The 23,831-nt window shown below is 71.6% G+C and carries 18 protein-coding genes; 3 read left to right on the top strand and 15 right to left on the bottom strand.

Going from position 1 to position 23,831, the window contains the following annotated elements; genetic code table 11:
• Positions 1-32: 32 nt before the first annotated feature.
• The 3 genes from AQJ54_RS05545 to AQJ54_RS05535 form a co-directional block, all read right to left on the bottom strand.
• Entirely contained in the window at positions 33-1,877 is a 1,845-nt protein-coding gene (locus AQJ54_RS05545; RefSeq protein WP_211278499.1) for an acetolactate synthase large subunit, read from the bottom strand.
• Positions 1,878-2,084: 207 nt separating this feature from the next.
• Positions 2,085-5,072, bottom strand: a complete 2,988-nt coding sequence (locus AQJ54_RS05540; RefSeq protein WP_062234414.1) for a putative bifunctional diguanylate cyclase/phosphodiesterase — start codon at positions 5,070-5,072, stop codon at positions 2,085-2,087.
• Between the two features lie 393 nt (positions 5,073-5,465).
• Positions 5,466-6,428: a 2-hydroxyacid dehydrogenase gene (locus AQJ54_RS05535; RefSeq protein WP_062026809.1), complete on the bottom strand. Its 963-nt coding sequence runs from the start codon at positions 6,426-6,428 to the stop codon at positions 5,466-5,468.
• A 76-nt stretch (positions 6,429-6,504) separates the two neighbouring features.
• On the opposite strand from AQJ54_RS05535, the gene AQJ54_RS05530 reads away from it, so the two are divergent.
• Both AQJ54_RS05530 and AQJ54_RS05525 read left to right on the top strand, forming a co-directional pair.
• Positions 6,505-7,503: an aldo/keto reductase gene (locus AQJ54_RS05530; RefSeq protein ID WP_062234412.1), complete on the top strand. Its 999-nt coding sequence runs from the start codon at positions 6,505-6,507 to the stop codon at positions 7,501-7,503.
• 253 nt (positions 7,504-7,756) lie between these two features.
• Positions 7,757-8,932: a PQQ-dependent sugar dehydrogenase gene (locus AQJ54_RS05525; protein WP_079069747.1), complete on the top strand. Its 1,176-nt coding sequence runs from the start codon at positions 7,757-7,759 to the stop codon at positions 8,930-8,932.
• On the opposite strand, the gene AQJ54_RS05520 is transcribed toward AQJ54_RS05525, so the two are convergent.
• From AQJ54_RS05520 to AQJ54_RS05490, 7 genes are all read right to left on the bottom strand, one after another.
• Positions 8,925-9,158 (bottom strand): DUF6191 domain-containing protein, encoded by a 234-nt coding sequence (locus AQJ54_RS05520; protein ID WP_062026812.1) that lies wholly within the window; start codon positions 9,156-9,158, stop codon positions 8,925-8,927. The genes AQJ54_RS05525 and AQJ54_RS05520 overlap by 8 nt on opposite strands.
• Before the next feature lie 34 nt (positions 9,159-9,192).
• The gene (locus tag AQJ54_RS05515; RefSeq protein WP_062234408.1) at positions 9,193-12,249 is read right to left on the bottom strand and encodes a helix-turn-helix transcriptional regulator; all 3,057 of its coding nucleotides are present in this window, start codon (positions 12,247-12,249) and stop codon (positions 9,193-9,195) included.
• Between the two features lie 140 nt (positions 12,250-12,389).
• Positions 12,390-12,578, bottom strand: a complete 189-nt coding sequence (locus tag AQJ54_RS05510; RefSeq protein WP_030315981.1) for a hypothetical protein — start codon at positions 12,576-12,578, stop codon at positions 12,390-12,392.
• 196 nt (positions 12,579-12,774) lie between these two features.
• A complete protein-coding gene (locus tag AQJ54_RS05505) occupies positions 12,775-13,368 on the bottom strand; it encodes a hypothetical protein (RefSeq protein WP_062234405.1) in 594 nt (197 codons plus the stop codon).
• A gap of 35 nt (positions 13,369-13,403) precedes the next feature.
• Entirely contained in the window at positions 13,404-13,976 is a 573-nt protein-coding gene (locus tag AQJ54_RS05500) for a GNAT family N-acetyltransferase (RefSeq protein ID WP_062234403.1), read from the bottom strand.
• A complete protein-coding gene (locus AQJ54_RS05495; RefSeq protein ID WP_062234401.1) occupies positions 13,954-16,197 on the bottom strand; it encodes an MMPL family transporter in 2,244 nt (747 codons plus the stop codon). Before AQJ54_RS05495 ends, AQJ54_RS05500 begins: the two co-directional genes overlap by 23 nt.
• 205 nt (positions 16,198-16,402) lie before the next feature.
• Positions 16,403-16,720, bottom strand: a complete 318-nt coding sequence (locus AQJ54_RS05490) for a hypothetical protein (RefSeq protein ID WP_030315986.1) — start codon at positions 16,718-16,720, stop codon at positions 16,403-16,405.
• 138 nt (positions 16,721-16,858) lie between these two features.
• On the opposite strand from AQJ54_RS05490, the gene AQJ54_RS05485 reads away from it, so the two are divergent.
• Positions 16,859-17,662, top strand: a complete 804-nt coding sequence (locus AQJ54_RS05485) for an SAM-dependent methyltransferase (protein ID WP_062234398.1) — start codon at positions 16,859-16,861, stop codon at positions 17,660-17,662.
• Positions 17,663-17,723: 61 nt separating this feature from the next.
• On the opposite strand, the gene gatB is transcribed toward AQJ54_RS05485, so the two are convergent.
• The 5 genes from gatB to AQJ54_RS05460 all read right to left on the bottom strand — a co-directional run bounded on the left by gatB (position 17,724) and on the right by AQJ54_RS05460 (position 23,688).
• On the bottom strand, positions 17,724-19,238 hold the full coding sequence (gene gatB, locus AQJ54_RS05480) for an Asp-tRNA(Asn)/Glu-tRNA(Gln) amidotransferase subunit GatB (RefSeq protein WP_062234396.1): 1,515 nt from the start codon (positions 19,236-19,238) through the stop codon (positions 17,724-17,726).
• Positions 19,239-19,253: 15 nt separating this feature from the next.
• Positions 19,254-19,493 (bottom strand): hypothetical protein, encoded by a 240-nt coding sequence (locus AQJ54_RS05475; RefSeq protein WP_020139935.1) that lies wholly within the window; start codon positions 19,491-19,493, stop codon positions 19,254-19,256.
• On the bottom strand, positions 19,490-20,983 hold the full coding sequence (gene gatA, locus AQJ54_RS05470; RefSeq protein WP_062026818.1) for an Asp-tRNA(Asn)/Glu-tRNA(Gln) amidotransferase subunit GatA: 1,494 nt from the start codon (positions 20,981-20,983) through the stop codon (positions 19,490-19,492). The genes AQJ54_RS05475 and gatA overlap by 4 nt, the downstream gene beginning before the upstream one ends.
• 5 nt (positions 20,984-20,988) lie before the next feature.
• On the bottom strand, positions 20,989-21,285 hold the full coding sequence (gene gatC / locus AQJ54_RS05465) for an Asp-tRNA(Asn)/Glu-tRNA(Gln) amidotransferase subunit GatC (protein WP_007384860.1): 297 nt from the start codon (positions 21,283-21,285) through the stop codon (positions 20,989-20,991).
• 168 nt (positions 21,286-21,453) lie between these two features.
• Positions 21,454-23,688 (bottom strand): putative bifunctional diguanylate cyclase/phosphodiesterase, encoded by a 2,235-nt coding sequence (locus AQJ54_RS05460; RefSeq protein WP_062234392.1) that lies wholly within the window; start codon positions 23,686-23,688, stop codon positions 21,454-21,456.
• Between the last annotated feature and the right edge of the window lie 143 nt (positions 23,689-23,831).

The following is a 23,831-nucleotide window of genomic DNA, read 5'->3' as shown; positions in this document are numbered from 1 at the left end:
ATCTTTTACGTCTCTCTCTGCGTCTGTCTCGCTCAGTCGTCTTCGTTGTCGCCGAAGTCGGGGCGGACGTCCCGGGCGGCCATGATCTCGTCGTTGGAGGTGCCGGCGGCGACCATCGGCCACACCATCGCGTCCTCGTGGACGATGAAGTCGACCACGACGGGGCGGTCGTTGATGGAGTTGGCCTCCGCGATGACCTTGTCCAGGTCCTCCGGGCGCTCGCAGCGCAGGCCCACGCAGCCCATCGCCTCGGACAGCTTCACGAAGTCCGGCACGCGCGTGCCCTTCGCGTCCGGATTGATGTCCTCGGGACCGCTGTGCAGCACGGTGTTGGAGTAGCGCTGGTTGTAGAAGAGGGTCTGCCACTGGCGGACCATCCCGAGGGCGCCGTTGTTGATGATGGCGACCTTGATCGGGATGTTGTTCAGGGCGCAGGTGGTGAGCTCCTGGTTGGTCATCTGGAAGCAGCCGTCGCCGTCGATCGCCCAGACCGTGTTGCCCGGCATACCGGCCTTGGCGCCCATCGCGGCCGGGACCGCGTAGCCCATGGTCCCTGCGCCGCCGGAGTTCAGCCAGGTCGCGGGCTTCTCGTACTGGATGAAGTGCGCGGACCACATCTGGTGCTGGCCGACGCCCGCGGCGAAGATCGTGTTCTCGGGGGCGAGCTGCCCGATCCGCTCGATGACCTGCTGCGGGGAGAGCGAGCCGTCGGCCGGCAGGTCGTAGCCGAGCGGGTAGGTCTCGCGCCACCGGGACAGGTCCTTCCACCAGGCGCTGTAGTCGCCCTGGTGGCCCTCGCTGTGCTCCTTCTGGACGGCCTGGATCAGGTCGGCGATGACCTCGCGGGCGTCCCCGACGATCGGCACGTCGGCGGCACGGTTCTTGCCGATCTCGGCCGGGTCGATGTCGGCGTGGACGATCTTGGCGTGCGGGGCGAAGCTGTCCAGCTTGCCGGTGACGCGGTCGTCGAAACGGGTACCGAGGGCGACGATCAGGTCGGCCTTCTGGAGCGCGGTGACGGCGGTGACCGAACCGTGCATACCCGGCATTCCCACGTGCAGCGGGTGGCTGTCGGGGAACGCGCCGAGCCCCATCAGGGTGGTGGTGACGGGAGCTCCGGTGAGTTCTGCGAGGACCTTCAGCTCGGCGGTGGCGCCTGCCTTGATGACACCGCCGCCGACGTAGAGGACGGGCCGCTTGGCCTGGGTGATCAGCTTGGCGCCCTCGCGGATCTGCTTGGCGTGCGGCTTGGTCACCGGGCGGTAGCCGGGCAGGTCCATGACCGGCGGCCAGGAGAAGGTCGTCTTCGCCTGGAGGGCGTCCTTGGCGATGTCGACCAGGACCGGGCCGGGGCGGCCCGTGGAGGCGATGTGGAAGGCCTGCGCGATGACCCGCGGGATGTCCTCGGCCTTGGTGACCAGGAAGTTGTGCTTGGTGATCGGCATGGTGATGCCGACGATGTCCGCCTCCTGGAAGGCGTCCGTGCCGATCGCCTTGGAGGCCACCTGCCCGGTGATCGCCACGAGCGGCACCGAGTCCATGTGGGCGTCCGCGATCGGGGTCACCAGGTTGGTCGCGCCGGGGCCCGAAGTCGCCATGCAGACGCCGACCCTGCCGGTGGCCTGCGCGTAACCGGTGGCCGCGTGGCCCGCGCCCTGCTCGTGACGGACCAGGACGTGGCGCACGCGGGTGGAGTCCATCAGCGGGTCGTACGCCGGAAGGATGGCACCGCCGGGAATACCGAATACCGTCTCGGCGCCGACCTCCTCGAGAGAGCGGATGAGGGACTTCGCGCCCGTGACGTGCTCGGGTGCGGACTGCTGTCCTCCGGATCGGGGCCGCGGCTGCGGATGGGCCCCGGTGGCCTGCTCGGTCATCGTCATTCTCTTCTCGATGCTGAGGGTGTGAAGCTGAGGTGGGGAGGCTGGGCAACAAAAAACCCCTCGTGCCGTAAGGCAAGCGAGGGGAGCGCGCCGGGAGGGGATCGCTGAGCGGTCTGTGGCTCAGCGTCAGCCGACGCGCTTTCCAAGTACGAGAATTCGGGTGCGCATGGGACTGACCCTCCCCCCGGCACGCACTCACTGTCAAGTGGGTGGGACGGGAGTCTCATTATGTGAGCGGAGGGTCGTCCCACCACCGAGTACCGCCGTCATGCTTCCGGTGTACACCCCCGAACCGCCGCCCGCGAACGCGGGTTCGGCGGGACCGTGCGGCACCGGGTAGTGGCCCGAGGCCAGAGCGCGGCGGAGCCGGTACTCGTCGAGCGGTCCGGAGAACGCCATGCCCTGCCCGTGGGTGCAACCCATCGCGCGCAGGGCGACCACCTGCTCGGGCAGGTCCACCCCGTCGGCCACGGACTGGAGCCCGAGGTCCCCGGCGATTCTGAGCAGCCCGCTGGTGATCTTGTGCAACCGCGCGGACTCCACGACGCCCTCGACCAGGCTGCGGTCGAGCTTCAGCACGTCGACGGGGAGCCTGCGCAGCGCGGTGATCGCCGCGTAGCCGCTGCCGAAGCCGTCCAGGGCGATCCGGACCCCGACGCGCCGGAGCGCGGTCAGCCGGCGCTCCAGCTCGTCCAGGGAGACCCGGGGGTCGGTGTCGGAGAGCTCGATGAGCAGCGAGCCCGACGGCAGGCCGTGCCGGGTCAGCAGGGCCTCCACGGAGCCCAGGGGCAGCGAACGGTCCAGCAGCCGCTGGGCGTTCATCCGGACCGCGACCGGCACCGTGATCCCGTTCGCGGCCCGTTCCGCGGCCTGTTCCACGGCCTCCTCCAGGATCCAGCGGCCGAGCTCCTGCGTCCGGTCGCTGTCCTCGGCCACCCGCAGGAACTCGGCGGGGGTGAACAGCACCCCCTGCGAGGACCGCCAGCGCGCCTGGGCGCTGACGGAGGTGATCCGGCCGTCCTCCAGGCACACCACGGGCTGGTGCAGCAGGGCGAACTCGCCGTCGTGCAGCGCGGCACGCAGGCGCGTGGCCAGCTCCGCCTTCCGTACGACGTCCTGCTGCATCTGGGGCGCGTACAGCTCGACGCGTCCCTTGCCGCCCGCCTTGGCGCGGTACATGGCCAGGTCGGCGTTGCGCAGGAGCTCGCCCGCGCCGAGGCCGGGTTCGGCGAAGGCGACGCCGATGGAGGCGGCGACCCGGACATCGTTGCCGTCGATGAGGTAGGGCTGCGAGAGCGTGATTCTGAGGCGGTCGGCGAGTTCCAGGATGTTGCCCTCGCGGGCGGTGCGGTCGCGGGTGCCGTCCCCGACGATCAGGGCGGCGAACTCGTCCCCGCCGAGCCGGGAGGCGGTGTCGCCGTGCCGGACCGAGTCCTGGAGTCTGCGGGCGGCCTGGACGAGCAGTTCGTCCCCGGCCTGGTGCCCGATCGTGTCGTTGACGGCCTTGAAGCCGTCCAGGTCGATGAAGAGGACGGCGGTGCCGCGGTCGGAGGAGCGGCGGCCGGACAGGGCCTGCTGGACACGCCGGGTGAACAGGGCGCGGTTGGGCAGGTCGGTGAGCGGGTCGTGCTCGGCGTTGTGCTGGAGCTGCGCCTGGAGGCGCACTCTCTCGGTGACGTCCCGGCTGTTGAAGATGAGGCCGCCCTGATGGCGGTTGACGGTGGACTCGACGTTGAGCCAGCCTCCGTCGCCGGAACGGAAGCGGCACTCGATGCGGGTGGTGGGCTCCTCGAGGGGGTTGGCGGCGAGGAAGCGGCGCACCTCGTGCACCACGCAGCCCAGGTCCTCGGGGTGGATGAGACCGGCCAGTTCGGTGCCCACCAGGTCCTCGGCGGGGCATCCGTAGACGCCTGCGGCGGCCGGGGAGACGTACCGGAGGATGCCGTTCGGGGCGGCGATCATGATGACGTCGCTGGAGCCCTGCACCAGGGAGCGGAAGTGGTTCTCCTTCTGCGCGAGTTCCTGGGTCAGGGTGATGTTGTCGAGCAGCATGATCCCCTGGCGCACCACGAGGGCGAGCACGACGGTGCCACCGGTGAGCAGCACCACGCGGTCCACGCTGCGGCCGTTGAGGACGTTGTAGAGGATCCCCAGGGTGCAGACGGCGGCCGCCAGATAGGGAGTGAGCGCGGCCAGCGACCCGGTGATGGGGCGGGTGGCCGGGTACCGGCCGTGGTCACCGCCTTGGGCGGAGGGGTGGTGCTGGATCCCGAACCGGTGCCTGGGCAGGTGTTCGTGGACCACGCGCGTGCGCCCCGCCGGGGGCTTCCGGTCGGGTTCCGGGCGCCGGGGTGCGGCCCAGGGGGCGTAGGCGAGGAGCAGGGAGCCGGCGAACCAGCCCGCGTCCAGCAGCTGGCCCGAGCGGTAGTTGTTGTGCAGCAGCGGCGAGGTGAACAGGGCGTCGCACATCACGGTCAGGGCGAGCGCGCCGATCGCGGTGTTCACCGCGGTGCGGTTGACCGCCGAGCGCCGGAAGTGCAGCGCGAGGACCATGCTGACGAGGGCGATGTCGAGCAGCGGGTACGCCAGGGACAGTGCGGTGTGCGCGACGCTCGGCCCCTCGGACTTCGCCGCCTGGGCGAGGGCGAGGCTCCAGGAGAGCGTGAGCAGCGAGCCGCCGATCAGCCAGGCGTCCAGGCCCAGGCAGACCCAGCCGGCCTTGGTGACGGGGCGCTTGGCGAGGACCAGCAGGCCCACGATGGCCGGTGGCGCGAAGCAGAGGAAGAAGGCGTCGGCGTAGGAGGGACTGGGCACGGGCCGCCCCAGGACGACCTCGTACCACCCCCAGATCAGGTTGCCAAGGGCCGCCATCGCCGAGGAGAGCGCGAAGAGCAACCAGGCGGGTCGAAAGCGGACCCGACGCCCGCGGGCGTACAGGAAGCAGGATACGGCGGCGGTGCCGGCCGCGGCGCTCAGCCCGAAGTCGCCCATGATCAGGGCGGCTTCGCGCGAGCCCCAGTCGAGCGCGGAACCGATGGCGTACCCCGCGCAGACCAGGGCGAGGAGGAGTTGGTGGACCAGGCGCCTCCCGTCACGGGAGGTCGGTGGCCGGCCGGGCCGCGCCCCCCGCGCGGGCTGGACCCGCAGCGCTCCGTCGAGTGTGGTCGTGGGAGACGGGAGCGAGGTCACCGGGTCCTCCCGGTCCGCACCGCTCCGGGGTCCCGGGGGTCCGGGTGCGCCGGGTGCGCATGCCTCCTGCGGCTGTTGTGCCTGCGGTGGTGATGGCTGTGGTGGCCGCCGTGACCGGCGTGATGGCCGCGTCTGCGCGCGGCTGTCTGCCAGGGTCGCCGTCGGCGGCTCCGCCGCGTCGGATCGCTCGTCCATAGGCCGTGCATCGCCCGTCGCCCCCCTCACAGTCTGCAATGTCCATCCCCGGCGCCGAACGGTGCGCGGCGCAGCCCCTGTCCGGACGATACACCAGTCTCGTCACTCAGGGACATAGTTCCTCTACGCTCCGTGACGATCAGGGGAGTTGGGAGCGCGGACCGCGTCCGAAAGGTTGCGGAGGGTACCGAAAACGGACTACTCGCCTGCTGTGCCCGTCGTCAGGATCACGTTCCGCAGCGGCTCGTGGTTCACGAAGCGGTTCAACTGGTCCGTCAGGAGCCTCTTGGCCCGGGGCAGGAACGCCGAGCTGGGTCCGCCGACGTGCGGGCTGATGAGGACGCCCGGCGCCTGCCAGAGGGGGTGCCCCGGGGGCAGCGGCTCGGGGTCCACCACGTCCAGGGCGGCCGTGATGCGGCCGGTCTCCAGCTCGGCGAGCAGTGCCTTGGTGTCGACGACCGGGCCGCGGGCGACGTTCACCAGCAGGGCGCCGTCCTTCATCCGGGCCAGGAACTCCGCGTCCACCAGACCGCGCGTGGTGTCGTTCAGCGGGGTGGAGAGGATGACGACGTCCGCCTCGGGAAGCAGGGCGGGCAACTCGGTGAGCGGGTGCACCGGGCCGCGCTCCGTGGTGCGCGCGGAGCGCGCGACGCGCGCCACCCGCGCGACCTCGAAGGGCACGAGCCGGTCCTCGATCGCGGCGCCGATCGCCCCGTAGCCGATGACGAGCACGTTCTTGTCGGCGAGCGCGGGATGGAAGTCGCCCTGCCAGTGCTCCTGTTGCTGCGCCCGGACGAAGCCGGGGACGCCGCGCAGGGAGGCGAGGGTCAGGGTGAGGGCCAGTTCGGCGGTGCTGGCCTCGTGCACACCGCGCGCGTTGCAGAGCTTCACGCCCGGGGGCAGGTCCGACAGCCGTGGCAGGACGTCGTCGACGCCGGCCGTGAGCGTCTGGACGACCCGGAGGTTCGGCATCTGCGCCAGCGGCCGTACCTTGACCGACTGCCGCTTCATGTACGGCACGACGTACAGGACGCAGTCCGCCGGGTCGCCGGGGTACTCCTGATCGCCGTCCTCACCCCCGTCCCAGAACCGGTAGACGGGCCCTTCGGGGAGCCCTGCGATCTCGTCCGGCGGGATGGGGAGCCATACGTCAGCAGTCATGCCTGGAGGCTATGTCAGGCGGCCGGTGACCCAGAGGTTAGGTTGGGGGCTCGGGGAAAGAGAGGGTCACGGGCAGGTGGAGCGCAGGACGATCGGCGCGGCGGCGCTCGCGGTGGGAGCCGTCGGACTCGGGTGCATGCCGATGAGCTGGGCCTACAGCGGTTCGCGGCAGCGGGGCGACGAGTCGGTCAGGGCCGTGCACCGGGCGCTCGATCTGGGCTCGACCCTTTTGGACACGGCCGACATGTACGGTCCCTTCACCAACGAGCTGCTGCTCGGGCGGGTGTTGAAGGAGCGGCGCGAAGACGCGTTCGTGTCGACCAAGGTCGGGCTGCTGGTGGGCGAGCAGCACATCGTGGCCAACGGCCGCCCCGGCTATGTGAGACGGGCCTGCGACGCGTCCCTGCGGCGGCTCCAGACCGATGTCATCGACCTGTACCAGCTGCACCGCGAGGACCCCGAGGTGCCGGTCGAGGAGACCTGGGGCGCGATGGCGGACCTCGTACGGGCGGGGAAGGTACGGGCGTTGGGGCTGTGCGCGATGGGGGCGCGGGGCGGCCGCCGGTCCGGGACCCGGCTGCACGACGCGACGATCCGGCAGTTGCGGAGGGTCCAGCAGGTCTTCCCGGTGAGCGCGGTGGAGGCCGAGCTGTCGGTCTGGTCGCGGGAGGCGATGGAGACGCTGCTGCCGTGGTGCGCGGAGCGCGGCATCGGGTTCCTGGCAGCGATGCCGCTGGGCAACGGCTTCCTGACCGGCACCCTCACCCCGGGGCAGGGCTTCGAACCGGACGACGTCCGCGCCCGTCACCCCCGCTTCACCGCCGAGATGATGGCCGCGAACCAGCCGGTCGTCTCCGGCCTGCGCCGCGTCGCGGCACGCCACGGGGAGTCGGTCACCCCGGCCCAGGTGGCACTGGCGTGGGTCCTGGCCCAGGGCCCCCACGTGGTCCCGGTCCCGGGCGCCAAGCAAGAGCGGTGGGTGACGGAGAACGCGGCGGCGACGAACCTGCGCCTGACCGCACGGGACCTGACGGAGCTGGCACAACTGCCGGCCGCGCTGGGGTCGTGGGACTGAGCGGGACGGGCCGCTGCGCGGGGCGGGCGGTTGCGCGGGGAGGCGGTTGCGCGGGGCGGGCCTGGTTTGCCGCGGCGCCGGGCCGGGCTCGGCGGGCGGCTGCACGTGGCGGGCCTGGCAGGCGGCTGCGCGCGGCGGGTCGAGGGGCTCCGGCTCCCTGCGGGCATCGGGTCGTGCATCGGGTCGTGGAGATCGGGAACCTGTGGGGCGCGAGCGGTGTATGACAGGTAGAACCCGCCGCTTCGAAGGGACCATGATCGTGCATCGTCGAGCTGTGACGGCCGTGCTGGCCGCGACCACGCTCCTGCTGACGGCCGGCTGCTCCTCCGACGGCTCGGGAGACGACTCACCAGGCGGCGGCACCGGCCCCGCGTCCAGCGGTACGGCTCCGGGCTCCTCCCCCACCCGGCAGGCGGCCGAGGCGACCCCTCCGGCAAAGGGCTCGGTGAAAGTGCTGCGCACGGTCACCGAGGGCCTCAAGACCCCTTGGGGCCTAGCTCCGCTCCCCGACGGCGATCTGCTCGTCTCCTCCCGCGACGACGGCACGATCACCCGCATCGACGGCCGGTCCGGCAAGAAGACGGAACTGGGCGAGGTGTCCGGGGTCTCCGCGGCCGGCGAGGGCGGCCTCCTCGGCATCGCCCTCTCCCCGGACTACGCCTCCGACCACATGGTGTACGCCTACTTCACCTCCGACTCGGACAACCGCGTCGTCAGGATGGTCTACGACGAGCGGAAGACACCCGGCGAACAGCTCGGCGCCCCCGACACCGTCTTCAAGGGCATCCCGAAGGGCTTCATCCACAACGGCGGCCGGATCGCCTTCGGCCCGGACAAGATGCTCTACGCGGGCACCGGCGAGAGCGGTGACACCGGCCTGTCCCAGGACCGGAAGTCCCTGGGCGGCAAGATCCTGCGCCTGACCCCGGAGGGCGACCCCGCCCCGGGCAACCCGTTCCCCGGCTCCCCGGTGTACTCCTACGGCCACCGCAATGTGCAGGGCCTGGCCTGGGACGCGAAGCAGCGGCTGTTCGCCTCGGAGTTCGGCCAGGACACCTGGGACGAACTGAACGCGATCAAGCCCGGCGGCAACTACGGCTGGCCGGACGCCGAGGGCCGCTCCGACGACAAGAAGTTCCAGAACCCCATAGCCCAGTGGCACACCGACGACGCCTCCCCCAGCGGTGTCGCCTACGCCGAGGGGTCCGTCTGGATGGCCGGGCTCAAGGGGCAGCGCCTGTGGCGCATCCCGCTGAACGGCACTCAGGCCTCCGCCGACCCCCAGTCCTTCCTGAAGGGCGAGTACGGCCGGCTGCGCACGGTGGTCTCCGCGGGCGGGGACAAGCTGTGGCTCGTCACCAGCAACACCGACGGCCGCGGCAGCCCGAGGGACGGGGACGACCGGATCCTGGAGATACAGGTCAGCTAGCCGGACGCTCGGCCTCGCCCTCCCGGCCCTGCTCGCCCTCCTCGGGGACCGCCTCGCGCTCCTCGGGCCTGGGCAGGCGGACGACGACCTTCCCGGAGGTGAGGTCTATGGGTCCGCGCCCGGGGTCGCCGTCGCCGACGTCCTCCCGGGTCAGCTCCAGCCGCTTCTGTTCGTCGTGGGTGTGCTTGCGGCCGGGTGCGAACAGCTCCTCGAACATGTTGAACATGCGGCCTCCCTGCCGGTCTCCTCCACCGTACGCCTCACTCTGTGACCGGCGCGTGGAGAGCCCTCTGGGGAAACAGTCCCAGCCGGTGCGCGACCGCGGCGGCCTCGCCCCTGCCGGAGACGGCGAGCTTGGCAAGGATGTTGGAGACGTGGACGCTGGCCGTCTTCGGGGAGATGAAGAGCTCCTCGGCGATCTGACGGTTGGTGCGGCCGAGGGCGACCAGGCGCAGGACGTCGCGTTCCCGGCCGGTGAGGCCGAGCGAGCGGACCGGGTCGTCCGGCTCGGGGGACTGTGCCGCGGTCAGGCTGAGGCGGGCGCGCTGGGCGAGGAGGGTGACCGCGTCGGCGAGGGGCCGGGCGCCGAGGTGGTCGGCGGCGGCGTGGGCGAGGCGCAGCAGTTCGGTGGCCCGGTCGCGGTCGGGCTGCTCGGCGCCGCCGGGTGCGGACAGCAGGGCCTGGGCGAGCCGGTGGCGGACGCGGGCGAGGTCGTAGGGGCGTTCCAGGGGTTCGAAGGCGGTGACGGCCTCGGACCAGTGGTCGGGGGTGTCGGCGCTCTCGGCGCGCAGGAGTTCGGCGCGCAGCCAGCGTTCGTGCGCCAGCCAGACGGGGGCGTTGGTGGCGAGGGGTCGGGCGGCCTCGCGGATGCGGTCGAGGATCTTGGCGCGGTTCTGTTCGGCGACGGGCAGGCCGAGGGAGTCGGCCTCCATGGTGGCGGCGGTCAGGAGCAGGGGCCAGGCGTAGCGCTGGGTGCCGGGTGGGAAGCCGGTGTCCAGGACGCGTTCGAGTGCGGCGCGGGCGTCGAGGAGACGGCCTTCGCCGGCGGCGACCCCGATGGCGAGGTCGGAGAGGGGGAGGTCGTGTTGCGGTGCCCGGTCGTGGGAGCCGAAGTAGCCGCGGGCCGCGGTGAGATGACGTGCGGCCTCGGAGAGCTCGCCGCGGGCGAGGGCGAGGACGGCCCGGTTGGCGGCGTGGAAGCCGCGGGGCCGGGCGCTGCGGCCGACGCGTTCCGCCCTGACGGCGGCGTCGGCCGCCTGGTCCCAGCGGCCCAGGGAGTAGAGGGACTCGGCGAGGTTGCCCCAGATCCAGGCCTCCTTGTCGGACAGGCGGAACTTCCGGGCGTAGGCGAGCCCTTCCTCCAGGATCGGGATGGCTTCCCGGGAACGGCCGATGGCTTCGAGGGCGTTGGGCAGGTTCACATAGACGCGGCTGGCGACGGTGGAGAGCCCGTCGTCCAGGGTCTGGCGCAGGATCTCGAACATCTCGGCGAGGCCGGCCTCGACATCGCCGGACTCGACGGCCAGGCCCGCGTTGGTGAGGCAGGCGTTCATCTCGATCTCGCGGGCGCCGACCATGCGCGCGTACTCCACGGCGCGTTCGGCGGCCGTGACGGCCTCGGGTCCGGGGCAGTGCACCATGGACCAGTTCGCGAAGTTGGACAGCACCTCGGCGTGCACCTCCGACGGCGGCAGCCCGCGGACCAGTTCCTCGGCGGTGGCCAGTTCCGTCCAGCCGTCGCCCCGGGCCAGGCCCTGGACGAGATGGGAGCGCTGGACCCAGAACCAGGCGGCGCGCAGGGGGTCGCCGTCGTCCTCCAGGAGGTGCAGCGCCCGCTTGGTGATCTTCAGGGCGCGTTCCCGTTCGCCGCCGAGGCGTCCGGCGACGGCGGCCTCGGCCATCAGGTCGAGGTAGCGCAGCGGGGCGGTGGCGGGGTCGCAGCCGCAGGGCGGGTAGACCTCGGTGAAGTCGACGGGGCGCAGGGCGGCCCGGACGTCCTCGGGGGCGGTGTCCCAGAGTTCCATCGCGCGTTCCAGGAGCCGCAGTTGTTCGGCGTAGGCGTGCCGGCGGCGGGCGGTGACGGAGGCGTCCAGGACGGCGGGCAGGGCTTTGGAGGGGTCGTGGGCGTGGTACCAGTAGCTGGCCAGGCGCATGACCCGTTCGTCGGCGGGGACCAGTGTGGGGTCGGCCTCCAGGGCTTCGGCGTAGCGCCGGTTGAGGCGGGAGCGTTCGCCGGGCAGCAGGTCGTCGGCGACGGCCTCGCGGACCAGGGAGTGCCGGAAGCGGTATCCGTCGCCGTCGGGTGCCGGGCTGAGGATGTTGGCGTTCACAGCGGCCCGCAGCGCCTCGATGAGATCGTCCTCGGCGAGCCCGCTGACCGCGGCGAGCAGCCGGTACTCCACGGTGGAGCCGCCCTCGGCGACGACCCGGGCGACCCGCTGGGTGCTCTCGGGCAGGCCCTCCACACGGACCAGGAGCAGGTCGCGCAGCGAGTCGGTGAGCCCGGCGCAGCCCTCGGTGGCGCAGACGGCGAGTTCCTCGACGAAGAAGGCGTTGCCGTCGGAGCGTTCGAAGATGTCGTCGACCTGGCCGGGGTTCGGTTCCGTGGCGAGGATCCCGGCTATCTGGCGGCTCACCTCGTCCCGGGTGAAGCGGCCGAGTTCGATGCGGCGGACCGTGCGCAACCGGTCGAGTTCGGCGAGCAGGGGGCGCAGCGGATGACGGCGGTGGATGTCGTCGGCGCGGTAGGTGGCGAGGACGACCAGGCGGCCGGTGCGCAGGGTGCGGAAGAGGTAGGCGAGGAGGTGGCGGGTGGAGGCGTCGGCCCAGTGGAGGTCCTCCAGGGCGACGACCACGGTGCGTTCGGCGGCGACGCGCTCCAGGAGACGGGCGGTGAGCTCGAAGAGGCGGGCCAGGCTCTCCTCGTCGTGCCGGCCGGTGCGCCGGGCGGGGAGTCCCTCGCCCATCTCGGGCAGCAACCGGGCCAGTTCCTCCTCCTGGCCCGAGGCCGCTGCGGCGAACTCGGCGGGCAGGGCCCGGCGCAGGGCGCGCAGCGCGGTGGAGAAGGGGGCGAAGGGCAGTCCGTCGGCGCCGATCTCGACGCAGCCGCCGAGGGCGACGACCGCGCCCTGCCGGCAGGCCGCGGTGGCGAACTCCTCGACGAGCCGGGTCTTTCCGACACCGGCCTCACCGCCGAGCAGCAATGCCTGCGGCTCTCCCGCGGCGGCGCGGGAGAGCGCTTCGTTCAGGCTGTTCAGTTCTTCGGTGCGGCCGACGAACACGGGACTGACGGACCTGGTCTGCACGGGCCCGAGCATGACACGCGGGTCCGACAGCGGGGCACCGGTTTTCGGGGCGGGCCGGGTGTCCCGGCCCGCCCCGGTCGCCGGGAGGACGGTCGCGGGGGTGACCGCGGGGACGGGCGGAGCCGTACGGCCGTCCTCTCCTCCCCCGGCGCTCACGCCGTGCGGAGGAACCGGTGCCGCCGGGGGCGGCCGGTATGCGAGTCGGTCTCCGCGGTGCGCTCGGCGGCTTCGCGGCGGGCGGCGCGGCGGCTGCGCAGGGTCTCGCGGACGAGCCGCTCGTGCTCGGCCTGGCGGATCAGTTCGGCGGATCGGTACTGGGAGAGCTGGTACTCGGCATACATGGCGTCGTCCTTGTCGGAGTCGGTTTCCGGCTTCGCTTTCTGCGATGCCTCCACCTTCGTCTCCGAGGGGGGTCCGCCACATCGGGAGAGTTCCGCATCTTCGCCTCCCGTAGGGGCCTTAGACGCGCGAGAGGGGCCTCAGGGGCTCCGTAAGGTACCTACGGAGTTTCTGAGGCCCCTCGTGACCTGCGCTGATTCAGCTCGTGGACGGCAGGCTGAGCAGGAGGTCGGTGTACTTGAGGACGGCCAGGAGCAGTCCGACGACGCCGAGCGCGACACCGCCCCAGGCCACGGACTTGATCCAGCCGGCCTGCGGCTTTCCGGGGGCGCCGAAGGCCGGGCGGGCCAGCACCGCGACGCCGACGATCAGCGCGATCAGCGCGAAGACGCCGCCCCACAGCGCGGTGGCCTTCCAGGCGTCGCCGTAGCCCTCGTCGAGGAGCTTCGCCACGTCGGAGGAGGCCGCGGTCTGCGCGTGCAGCTGGCCGACGAGCGACTGCCGCGCGGACGCCACGGTGCCGACCCAGCTGCCGGTCAGGGAGACCAGGCCGAGCGCGGCGGAGACGACGGCTCCCGCGCCTTGGCCAACGCCGGTGGGGCCGTCCTGCTGGGCGGCCTCGGGCAGCTCCTCGCCCTCCTCGTCGTCGATCTCGTCGGTGGCGGTGTCCTCGGCCGGGACGGCCTCGGCCTCCGTCACCTCCTCGGTCTTGGCGACGTTCACCTTCTCCTCGTCGTTGGTGGCCTCGGCGCCCGTCGCGGCGCCGGTCTCGTCAGCTGTCTTCGTTCCCATGTCGGGCACCGTACGGATCCTGTCTGAGAGGTCTCTTAATGATCGCTGTGCACGGCACGCCCACGCGCTTCACGCCATTCGGGGGCCAGGATCGACCACACCTCCAGGTCGTGCCGCACGCCACGATAGGGGTAGGCCTCCCGCCGTACGCCATCGCGGGTCATGCCCAGGCGCCGGGCGACGTTCAGGCTGGGGGTGTTGCCGGCCGAGGCGACCCACTCGATCCGGTGGATGCCGCGCTGGTCCACGGCGTGGTCGATCAGCACCCGCATGGCGCGGGTGACCAGGCCACGCCCCGTGCCGGCGGGCTCCAGCCAGCAGCCGACCTCGGCGTTGCCGTTCTCGGCGTCGAAGTTGAGGAAGAGCACACCGCCCACGAGCTTGCCCTCCAGCCACAGGCCGTGCAGGGAGCCGGTGTCGGCGGCGCGCATGTCGGCGTAGCGCTGGAGCACCTCGCGCGCGCCCTGTGCGTCGGTGGCCTTGGCGGCGAAGGGGATGTACTGGTTGATGAACTCCCGCCCGCGCTCCAGGTGGGCCAGGAACTCCTCCGCGTGCCAGGGCTCCAGGGGCCGCAGCTCGGCGTCCTCACCCAGGGATATCGCGTACATCCTCGTCCCGCTCCCTCTCCATCTGCTCCACGACGTCCTGTTCGACGACATCGGTGAGCCTCTCATGCGCGGCGCGGCACTCGGGCGGCTCGATGCTGATGCGGGGCATGCGGCGGTCCAGCCAGCCGGGCAGCCACCAGTTGGCGCCGCCCAGCAGGTGCATGAGGGCGGGGACGAGGAGCGTGCGCAGCACGAAGGCGTCGAGGGCGACGGCAGCGGCGAGCGCGATGCCGAACATGGCGATCACGCGGTCGCCGCTGAGCACGAAGGCGAGGAAGACGGAGATCATGATCACCGCGGCGGAGTTGATCACCCGGCTGGTCTCGGCGAGGCCCACGCGCACGGCCCGCCGGTTGTCGCCGGTCTCCAGCCACTCCTCGTACATCCGGCTGACCAGGAAGACCTGGTAGTCCATGGAGAGCCCGAACAGGACCGAGACCATGATCACCGGGAGGAAGGGTTCGATGGGTCCCGCGCGGCCCAGCCCGAGCAGCTCGCTCCCCCAGCCCCACTGGAAGATCGCCACGACCACGCCGAAGGCGGCGGCGACCGCGGCCACGTTCATCGCGGCGGCCTTGAGCGGGATGCCGACGGAGCGGAAGGCGAGCAGGAGCAGCAGACAGCCCAGGCCGATGACGACGCCGACGAACAGGGGCAGCTTGCCGACGATGACGTCCGCGAAGTCGTCGTACGACGCCGTCATTCCGCCGACGTGGATGTCGAGCGTGGTGCCGGTCTCGGCGCGCGGCAGCACCTCGGTGCGCAGCCGTTCGACGAGGTCGCTGGTCTGCCGGGACTGCGGGGCGGAGTCGGGGACGATCGTGAAGTAGGCGAGGTCGCCGCCGGTGTCGTAGGTCACCGGGGTGGTGGAGGCGATGCCCTCGGTGGTGCGCAGGGTGGCGTCGAGGTTGTCGAGGAGCAGCTTGTCCTCGGCGCCGTCGACGCGGGTCACCAGGGTGAGGGGGCCGTTGACGCCGGGTCCGAAGCCGTCGGCCAGGAGGTCGTAGGCCTGTCGGGTGGTGGCGGACTTCGGGTCGTTGCCCTGGTCGGAGGTGCCGAGGCGCAGGCCCAGGGTGGGCAGGGCGAGGACGGTGATGACCAGCAGGGCGATCGCGCCGAGCAGTTTGGGGTGCCGTTCCACGAAGGCGGACCAGCGGTGGGCGAACCCGGTGGGCAGTTCGGGCTCGGGGCCGTGCTCGGCGAGCCGGCGTCGCTCGCGGCGGCTCAGGGCGCGGGTGCCGATGAGGGAGAGCAGGGCGGGCAGCAGGGTGACGGAGGCGGCGACCGTGAGGACCACGGTCAGGGAGGCGGCTATGGCGACGCCGTTGAGGAAGCCGAGCCGCAGGATCAGCATGCCCAGCAGGGCGATGCACACCGTCGCACCCGCGAAGACGACCGCGCGCCCGGTGGTGGTGACGGCGTTCTCGACGGCCTCGGTGACGCTCAGTCCGCGTTTCAGGCCGCGCCGGTGTCTGGTGACGATGAACAGCGCGTAGTCGATGCCGACCCCGAGTCCGATCAGCATGCCGAGCATGGGCGCGAAGTCGGCGACGGTCATGGCGTGCCCGAGGAGCACGATCCCGGCGTAGGCGGTGCCCACGCCGACCAGGGCGGTGGCGATGGGCAGCAGCGAGGCGGCGAGCGAGCCGAAGGCGAGGAACAGCACCAGGGCGGCCATGAGGACGCCGACGACCTCGGCGACGTGCCCGCCCTTGGACTCGGTGAGGGCGACGGCGCTGCCGCCCAGTTCGACCTGGAGCCCGTCGGCCTCGGCGTCCTTGGCGGTGTCCACCACGGCCTGCGCCTGGGACTTGTCGATGTCCTCGGCGGAGTGGGAGAAGGTGACGTCGGCGTAGGCGGTGTGCCCGTCGGCGCTGATCAGACCGCTGCCCGCGGAATCGTAGGGGCTGACCACGGAGGCCACCCCGGGCAGGTCCGCGATCTTCTCGAGGGTGGTGGTCATGGTCTGCTCGACGGCGGCGTCCCGGACGGAGCCCGAGTCGACGTGCCAGACGACGGTGTCGCTGTCGCCGCCGAGATGCGGGAAGCCTTCCCGCAGCAGCTGGGTGGCGCGGCCCGACTCGGTGCCCGGGACCTCGTAGTCGTTGGAGTAGGCGGAGCCGGTGACGGCGGCGGCCGCGCTCACTCCGCCGAGGGCGAGGAGCCACAGGAGGACGACGACCAGACGGCGTCGGACACACCAGCGTGCGAGGGCTGCCACGAACGTGCTCCCAGGGGTGGAGATTTGTGGATCTTTGGCCGGGAACAGTCGTCCATGTGGTGAACGGCCCGCAAAGAACGCATGAGCAATGTATGGGCCACTCTCGCAGGCGAAAGTGATCGTTTATTGCGATCGTGCGCTTATTCACAAGAGTGGGAGACAGATCACAGGACAGTAACGGTCACTCTGTCACGCCTGCCCGACCTCAGTCGAACTGGTCGCCCAGCGCCATCACCATCACGCCCGCGATCAGCAGCCACAGCGCTCTGCGGGTGCGCCCGCGGGAGCCCAGGACGGCCGCCAGCGCGCACACCGCGGCGCCGAGGGCGTAGGCGGCCGGGACCAGCGCGGGGGCGGAGCCGCTCAGCCGGAGCGCCGCCGCGGCCAGGCCGGCGAGGGCCAGCAGGGCGCCGGTGCCGGAGGCCGACCAGCGGGCCCGCCGGGCGTCCAGCACCTCGTCGTCGTACTCCTCCTGCATGCCGGACGGTATGCCGGACGGCTCGGAATTCGCAGGACCGTTCATGGCGGGCGAGCGTAGCGTGTCCCCGGAGAATCCCAGGGCTTGTCCGCCCCCGGCCGAAGCAGGTGCATTGTTTGAGCGTCCGACCGAGCTCCTCCGTATCCCTTTCCGCTTCTCCGGACTCAAGGAGCCCGTTCACCGATGCCAGACATCACCGGGAGGACCTCGGATGAGGACCTCTCCCAGCGACTGACCCATGCCCGCTACCCCCGCAGCAACAGCTACGACGCCCGCTGGGTCGTCGAGAACCAGATGGGCCCGAACGCGCTGTGGCTGCTGGAGTGGCTCGCGCCCGCCCTGGGCCTGGACACCCTGCGCCCCGGCGCCCGCGTGCTCGACCTGGGCTGCGGCCGGGCCATGACCTCGGTCTTCCTGGCCAGGGAGTACGACGTCCAGGTCACCGCGGCCGATCTGTGGGTCAAGCCCGACGAGAACGCGCAGCGCATCGCCGAGGCCGGTTTCGCCGACCGGGTGCTGCCCGTGTACGCAGAGGCGCACGACCTGCCGTTCGCCGAGGCGAGCTTCGACGCGATCGTGAGCATCGACGCGTACCAGTACTTCGGCACGAACGATCTCTATCTGCCCACGCTGACCCGGCTGTTGAAGCCGGGCGGGAGGATCGGGGTCGTCGTACCGGCACTGCGGGAGGAGCCGGACGGCATCGAGCCGCCCGAGCATCTCAAGCAGTGGTGGGAGCCGGACTTCTGGTGCTTCCACACCGCCGACTGGTGGCGCCGCCACTGGACCCGCAGCGGGGCCGTCGAGGTGGAGACGGCCGACTGGCAGCCCGAGGGCTGGCGGGACTGGCTGCTGTGGTGCGAGGTGATCGCCGAGGAGAGCCCTCAGGAGTTCCACCGCACGATGGCCCGCGAGGTCGGCGAGATGGTCCGGGCCGACGAGGGCCGGACGCTCGGTTTCGTACGGCTCACAGGACGCCGTAAGTAGCCGTACGGCTCCGGAGGACATGTCCTCCGGAGCCGTACCGCGTCGTACCGCGTGTCTGGGCTCAGCCTTCGCTGACGCCCAGCTTCTCCAGGATCAGTTCCTTGACGCGGGCCGCGTCGGCCTGACCGCGGGTGGCCTTCATGACCGCGCCGACCAGGGCGCCGGCCGCGGCGACCTTCCCGGAGCGGATCTTGTCGGCGATGCCCGGGTTGCCGGCGATGGCCTCGTCGACGGCGGTGCCGAGGGCACCCTCGTCGGAGACGACCTTCAGACCGCGCTTGTCGACGACCTCGTCCGGGGTGCCTTCGCCCGCGAGGACGCCTTCGATGACCTGACGGGCCAGCTTGTCGTTCAGGTCGCCCTTCGAGACCAGCTCGGTCACCCGGGCGACCTGCGCCGGGGTGATGGCCAGTTCGTCGAGCGCCTTGCCGGACTCGTTGGCGCTGCGGGCGAGTTCGCCCATCCACCACTTGCGGGCGGAGGCCGCGTCGGCACCGGCGTCGATCGTGGCGACGATCAGGTCCAGGGCACCGGCGTTGAGGATCGCCTGCATGTCCAGGGCCGTGATGCCCCACTCGGCGACGAGCCGGTTGCGGCGCACCAGCGGCAGCTCCGGCAGAGCGGCCCGGATCTCCTCGACCCACTCGCGCGAGGGGGCCACCGGCACGAGGTCCGGCTCGGGGAAGTACCGGTAGTCCTCGGCCTCCTCCTTCACACGGCCCGAGGTCGTGGACCCCGTGTCCTCGTGGAAGTGCCGGGTCTCCTGGACGATCGTCCCGCCCGAGGACAGGACGGCCGCGTGCCGCTGGATCTCGAAGCGGGCCGCGCGCTCGACGGAACGCAGCGAGTTGACGTTCTTGGTCTCGCTGCGGGTGCCGAACTTCTCGGTGCCGTGCGGGCGCAGCGACAGGTTCACGTCGCAGCGCATCTGGCCCATCTCCATGCGGGCCTCGGAGACGCCGAGCGCCCTGATGACCTCGCGCAGCTCACGGACGTAGGCCCGCGCGACCTCGGGAGCACGCTCGCCCGCGCCCTCGATCGGCTTGGTGACGATCTCGATGAGCGGGATGCCGGCGCGGTTGTAGTCGAGGAGCGAGTGCGAGGCGCCGTGGATACGGCCCGTCGCGCCGCCCACGTGGGTCGACTTGCCGGTGTCCTCCTCCATGTGGGCGCGCTCGATCTCCACACGGAAGGTCTCGCCGTCCTCCAGCTGCACGTCGAGGTAGCCGTTGAAGGCGATCGGCTCGTCGTACTGGGAGGTCTGGAAGTTCTTCGGCATATCCGGATAGAAGTAGTTCTTCCGGGCGAAGCGGCACCACTCGGCGATCTCGCAGTTCAGCGCGAGACCGATCCTGATCGCCGACTCGACGCCGATCGCGTTGACGACCGGAAGCGCGCCGGGCAGGCCGAGGCAGGTGGGGCAGGTCTGCGTGTTGGCGTCCTGACCGAGCTCGGTCGAACAGCCGCAGAACATCTTGGTCTTGGTGCCGAGTTCGACATGGACCTCGAGGCCCATGACGGGGTCGTACGACGCGAGAGCGTCCTCGTACGACACCAGGTCGGTCGTGGTGGTCACGGTGTAACTTCCCTCTCAGCCCAGCAGGACGTCGTCGTCGCCCAGCCGCTTCAGCTCGCGGTACAGGACGGCGAGGCCGGTGACGACGGCGACGGCGGCCACGGTCGCGTCGACCAGGACCAGCGTGTCGTTCTCGGCGCGCGCCTTCCTGAGCCGCTTGGCGACACCGATGGCGCCGAACGCCGTGGTGGCGATGGACAGGTACGTGCCGGACTTGGACTTCTTGAAGTCCTTCGCCTTGGTCAGCTTGCTCACAGCGACGGTGCCTCCTCCAGGAGCGGGTGGCCCCACCTTTCCACGAAGGCGGCCTCGACGGCGGCGCCGACCTTGTAGAGACGGTCGTCCTTCAGGGCCGGGGCGATGATCTGGAGACCGACGGGCAGGTTGTCCTCGGGCGCCAGACCGCAGGGCAGCGACATCGCCGAGTTGCCCGCGAGGTTGGTCGGGATGGTGCACAGGTCGGCCAGGTACATCGCCATCGGGTCGTCGGCGCGCTCGCCGATCGGGAAGGCGGTGGTCGGGGTCGTCGGGGAGACGATCACGTCGACCTGCTCGAAGGCCTTCTCGAAGTCGCGCGTGATGAGCGTGCGGACCTTCTGCGCGGAGCCGTAGTAGGCGTCGTAGTAGCCGCTCGACAGGGCGTACGTGCCGAGCATGATCCGGCGCTTGACCTCGGGGCCGAAGCCCTCCGCGCGGGTCAGCGAGGTGACCTCCTCGGCGGAGTGCGTGCCGTCGTCGCCGGACCGCAGGCCGTAGCGCAGGCCGTCGAAGCGGGCGAGGTTGGAGGAGCACTCGGACGGCGCGATCAGGTAGTACGCGGAGAGCGCCAGGTCGAAGGACGGACAGTCCAGCTCGACGATCTCGGCGCCCAGCTCCTTGAGGAGGGCGACGGACTCGTCGAACCGCTGGATGACACCGGCCTGGTAGCCCTCGCCGCGGAACTGCTTGACGACACCGACGCGCATGCCCTCGACGCTGCCGTTGCGGGCGGCCTCGACGACCGGCGGGACCGGCGCGTCGATCGACGTCGAGTCCAGCGGGTCGTGCCCGGCGATGACCTCGTGGAGCAGGGCCGCGTCCAGGACCGTACGGGCGCAGGGGCCGCCCTGGTCGAGGGAGGAGGAGAAGGCGACCATGCCGTAGCGGGAGACCGCGCCGTACGTCGGCTTGACGCCGACCGTGCCGGTGACGGCGGCCGGCTGGCGGATGGAGCCGCCGGTGTCGGTGCCGATGGCGAGGGGCGCCATGTGCGCGGCCAGCGCGGCGGAGGAGCCGCCGCCGGAGCCGCCGGGGATCCGGGTGAGGTCCCAGGGGTTGCCGGTCGGGCCGTAGGCGCTGTTCTCGGTGGAGGACCCCATGGCGAACTCGTCCATGTTGGTCTTGCCGAGGATGACGACGTCGGCCGCCTTCAGCTTCTTGGTGAGGGTCGCGTCGTACGGCGGGATCCAGCCCTCGAGGATCTTGGAGCCGACGGTCGTCGGGATGCCCTCGGTGGTGAAGATGTCCTTCAGCGCGAGGGGCACACCGGCCAGCGGGCCGAGCTTCTCGCCCCGCTCGCGCTTCTCGTCGACGGCACGGGCCTGCGCCAGGGCGCCCTCGCGGTCGACGTGCAGGAAGGCGTGCACCTTCTCGTCGACGGCCTCGATCCGGGCCAGGTGGGCCTCGGCGACCTGCACGGCCGTGAGCTCACCGGAAGCGATCTTCGCGGCGGTCTCGGCGGCGGTCAGCTTGATGATGTCCGTCATCCTGATCAGTCCTCCCCCAGGATCTGCGGCACCTTGAAACGCTGCTGCTCCTGGGCCGGGGCGCCGGAGAGCGCCTGCTCGGGGGTGAGCGAGGGACGGACCTCGTCCGCCCGCATGACGTTCGTCAGCGGAAGCGGGTGCGAGGTCGGCGGTACGTCTTGGTCGGCGACCTCACTGACGCGTGCGACCGCGCCGATGATGTCGTCCAGCTGTCCCGCGAAGTGCTCGAGCTCTTCGGGCTTCAGCTCCAGACGCGCCAGCCGTGCGAGGTGAGCGACCTCCTCGCGCGTGATGCCAGGCATGCAGCGATCCTCTGGGTGAGTGTGTGTGGTTTGGGGCCAATCCTAGGGGTCGCGGGGCTCGGGCCGTTAAACGGATTACCGGGCCGCGGCCGCCGACGGTGATCGAGCCCCACAGGGGCCACCCGCACCCGACCACGAAACCCGCACGGGCGGTGCGGGTGGGAACCGCTACTCGGCGGCCGGCAAGGCCGCACGAGGCCGCTGCCAGCCCCGCGACCCCCGTGCCAGCAGCCACGCCGTCGTCTCCTCCGGGGGCATCGCCGCCGCCACCAGCCAGCCCTGTACGGCGTCGCAGCCCATGTCCCGCAGCCGCTCCCAGGTCTCGTCGTCCTCGACGCCCTCCGCCACCACCAGCAGGCCCAGGGAGTGGGCCAGGTCCACCGTGCAGCGGACGATCTCCGCGTCCTCATTGTCGACGGCCAGCCTGGCCACGAAGGAGCGGTCGATCTTCAGTTCGCTGACGGGCAGGCGGCGCAGGTGGACCAGGGAGGAGTAGCCGGTGCCGAAGTCGTCGAGGGACATCTTGACGCCGTGGCCGGTCAGCGCGGCGAGGGTGTCCCCGGCCCGCGAGGGGTCCTCCAGGAGGACGTGCTCGGTGATCTCCAGTTGGAGCGCTCCCGCGGGAACGCCGTGCCGGGCGAGACGCGCGGCGACCGAGCCGGCGAAGCCGGGGGTGTGCACGTCCCGCGGGGAGACGTTGACGGCGACCGGGACGAACAGGCCCTGCGCCCGCCACTCGGCGACCTGCGCGAGAGCGGTGTCGAGCACGTACTCGGTGAGGTGCGGCATCAGCCCGGACGACTCGGCGATCGCGATGAACTCGTCCGGCGGCACCTTCCCGCGCTCCGGGTGCACCCAGCGCACCAGGGCCTCCAGACCGGCCACCTGTCCGTCGAAGCGGACCTTGGGCTGGTAGTGCAGCTGCACCTCGTGCGCGTCCAGGGCGCGGCGCAGATCGCCCAGGAGACCCAGGCGGTCGGGGGTGTTGGAGTCCCGCTTGGACTCGTACACCTCTACGCCCGTACGGTCCCGCTTGGCCTGGTACATCGCCACGTCCGCCCGCCGGAGCAGGCCCTCGGCGTCCAGGGCGTGGTCGGGGAAGACGGCGACGCCGGCGCTGGCCTCCAGGACGAGGGTGAGTCCGTCGAGGTCGAGCGGGGAGCTGAGGGCGGCGACGAGGGTGCGGGCGACGCGGGTCGCGGAGGTGGTGGAGTCGGCGACCGGCAGTAAGACGGCGAACTCGTCGCCGCCGAGCCGGGCCGCCTCCGCCCCGCGCGGCAGGGCGATCCTCAGCCGCTCGGCGATCTGGAGGAGCAGCCGGTCACCGGCGAGGTGGCCCAGGGTGTCGTTGACCGAGCGGAAGCGGTCGAGGTCGATGACCATCAGGGCGGACCGGGCGCCGATGCGTTCGGCGTCGTCCAGGGCGCTCCAGATGCGCTCCAGGAGCCACTGCCGGTTGGGCAGTCCGGTCAACGGGTCGCGCAGCTGCTCCTCGGCGCGGGCGCGGGCCATCCAGAGCGTGGAGTCGAGGGCGATCAGCGGGATCGCGAACAGCGGGAGCAGCAGGGGCTTCGCGGCGGCGACCACACAGACCAGCGGGGCGATGCCGAGCAGCGCGACCGCGACCAGGCCCTGCCTGACCAGGGCGGTGCGGGCCATGGTGGGCAGTCCCGCGTGGCGTGCGGAGTGCAGGTACCAGCCGAGCGCCCGGGTGACCGCGAGGTAGGCGGCCGCGACGAGCATCACCTCGGGGCCGGTGTAGAACGTCCAGCTGTCCGGGTTCCACGGGGTCTCGACGGACGGGGACTGGCCGAACACGGCGAGGACGAGGGCGCCGGTGGCTATGCCGAGGATGTCCACCGCGCCGTGCAGGATGCCCTGCCGCCAGCGGTGGCGCCTGGCTATGCCGACCAGCAGGACGACGGTGAGGCTGACCATTCCGGCGGCCACCCAGCCGTACAGCAGCAGGACGGCGAGGGTGAGGGCGGCGCCCGAGCCGGTGCCGCCCCACCAGCGGGCCCGGCCGAGGGCGACCAGATGGCCCACGATGACGCCGGTCAGTACGGCCAGGGCCCAGCCGACGGTGCCGGACGGGAAGAGGGCGTGGCTGCCGGTGAAGGCCCGGTAGAAGCCCGCGCCGAGCACGAATCCGGCGGCCGCGACGACCGCCGTGGGCAGTGCGGGCCAGGACAGCTGCCGGTCGGGGTCGGGGTCCGGCATCCCGGGGGCGCGCTCGGCGGTGAGCTGTGCGGCACCGGGGTTCTCGGCCGCGGTGTACGGTCCGGTGACACGCCCCTCCGCGCCCGGACGCTCCGAAGGCCGCACGGACCACCGGCTCGCCCGCCATGCGCCGCTGAGCCGGCGCAGCCGTGAGTCCGGGGCGGCGCTCTCGGTCGGTTCCATTCCCGTCCCTCTCACTGCCGGCGGTGCCCACGCCACGCGGCTCGTTCGCCCGACAAAACCCTGGACGGCGCCGCGTTGGAAAACCCTTTCCCCTGCTCATGAGGAGCAAGGGAATGCCCCGACCGCAACTGGGCACGGCAGGC

It is taken from the genome of Streptomyces griseorubiginosus, assembly GCF_001514195.1.
Taxonomy (GTDB): domain Bacteria; phylum Actinomycetota; class Actinomycetes; order Streptomycetales; family Streptomycetaceae; genus Streptomyces; species Streptomyces griseorubiginosus.
This window is presented reverse-complemented; position numbering and strand designations above follow the sequence as displayed.

Excerpts from the sequence above, each read along its gene's own strand:
- AQJ54_RS05535 (WP_062026809.1), bottom strand. The coding sequence starts at position 6,428 with ATGACTGCTGACGTATGGCTCCCCATCCCGCCGGACGAGATCGCAGGG.
- AQJ54_RS05490 (WP_030315986.1), bottom strand. The coding sequence starts at position 16,720 with ATGAACGGTCCTGCGAATTCCGAGCCGTCCGGCATACCGTCCGGCATG.
- AQJ54_RS05460 (WP_062234392.1), bottom strand. The coding sequence starts at position 23,688 with ATGGAACCGACCGAGAGCGCCGCCCCGGACTCACGGCTGCGCCGGCTC.
- AQJ54_RS05485 (WP_062234398.1), top strand. The coding sequence starts at position 16,859 with ATGCCAGACATCACCGGGAGGACCTCGGATGAGGACCTCTCCCAGCGA.
- AQJ54_RS05520 (WP_062026812.1), bottom strand. The coding sequence starts at position 9,158 with ATGTTCAACATGTTCGAGGAGCTGTTCGCACCCGGCCGCAAGCACACC.
- AQJ54_RS05500 (WP_062234403.1), bottom strand. The coding sequence starts at position 13,976 with ATGTACGCGATATCCCTGGGTGAGGACGCCGAGCTGCGGCCCCTGGAG.
- gatA (WP_062026818.1), bottom strand. The coding sequence starts at position 20,983 with ATGACGGACATCATCAAGCTGACCGCCGCCGAGACCGCCGCGAAGATC.
- AQJ54_RS05525 (WP_079069747.1), top strand. The coding sequence starts at position 7,757 with ATGATCGTGCATCGTCGAGCTGTGACGGCCGTGCTGGCCGCGACCACG.
- AQJ54_RS05505 (WP_062234405.1), bottom strand. The coding sequence starts at position 13,368 with ATGGGAACGAAGACAGCTGACGAGACCGGCGCCGCGACGGGCGCCGAG.
- AQJ54_RS05545 (WP_211278499.1), bottom strand. The coding sequence starts at position 1,877 with ATGACCGAGCAGGCCACCGGGGCCCATCCGCAGCCGCGGCCCCGATCC.
- AQJ54_RS05510 (WP_030315981.1), bottom strand. The coding sequence starts at position 12,578 with ATGTATGCCGAGTACCAGCTCTCCCAGTACCGATCCGCCGAACTGATC.
- AQJ54_RS05515 (WP_062234408.1), bottom strand. The coding sequence starts at position 12,249 with ATGCTCGGGCCCGTGCAGACCAGGTCCGTCAGTCCCGTGTTCGTCGGC.
- gatC (WP_007384860.1), bottom strand. The coding sequence starts at position 21,285 with ATGCCTGGCATCACGCGCGAGGAGGTCGCTCACCTCGCACGGCTGGCG.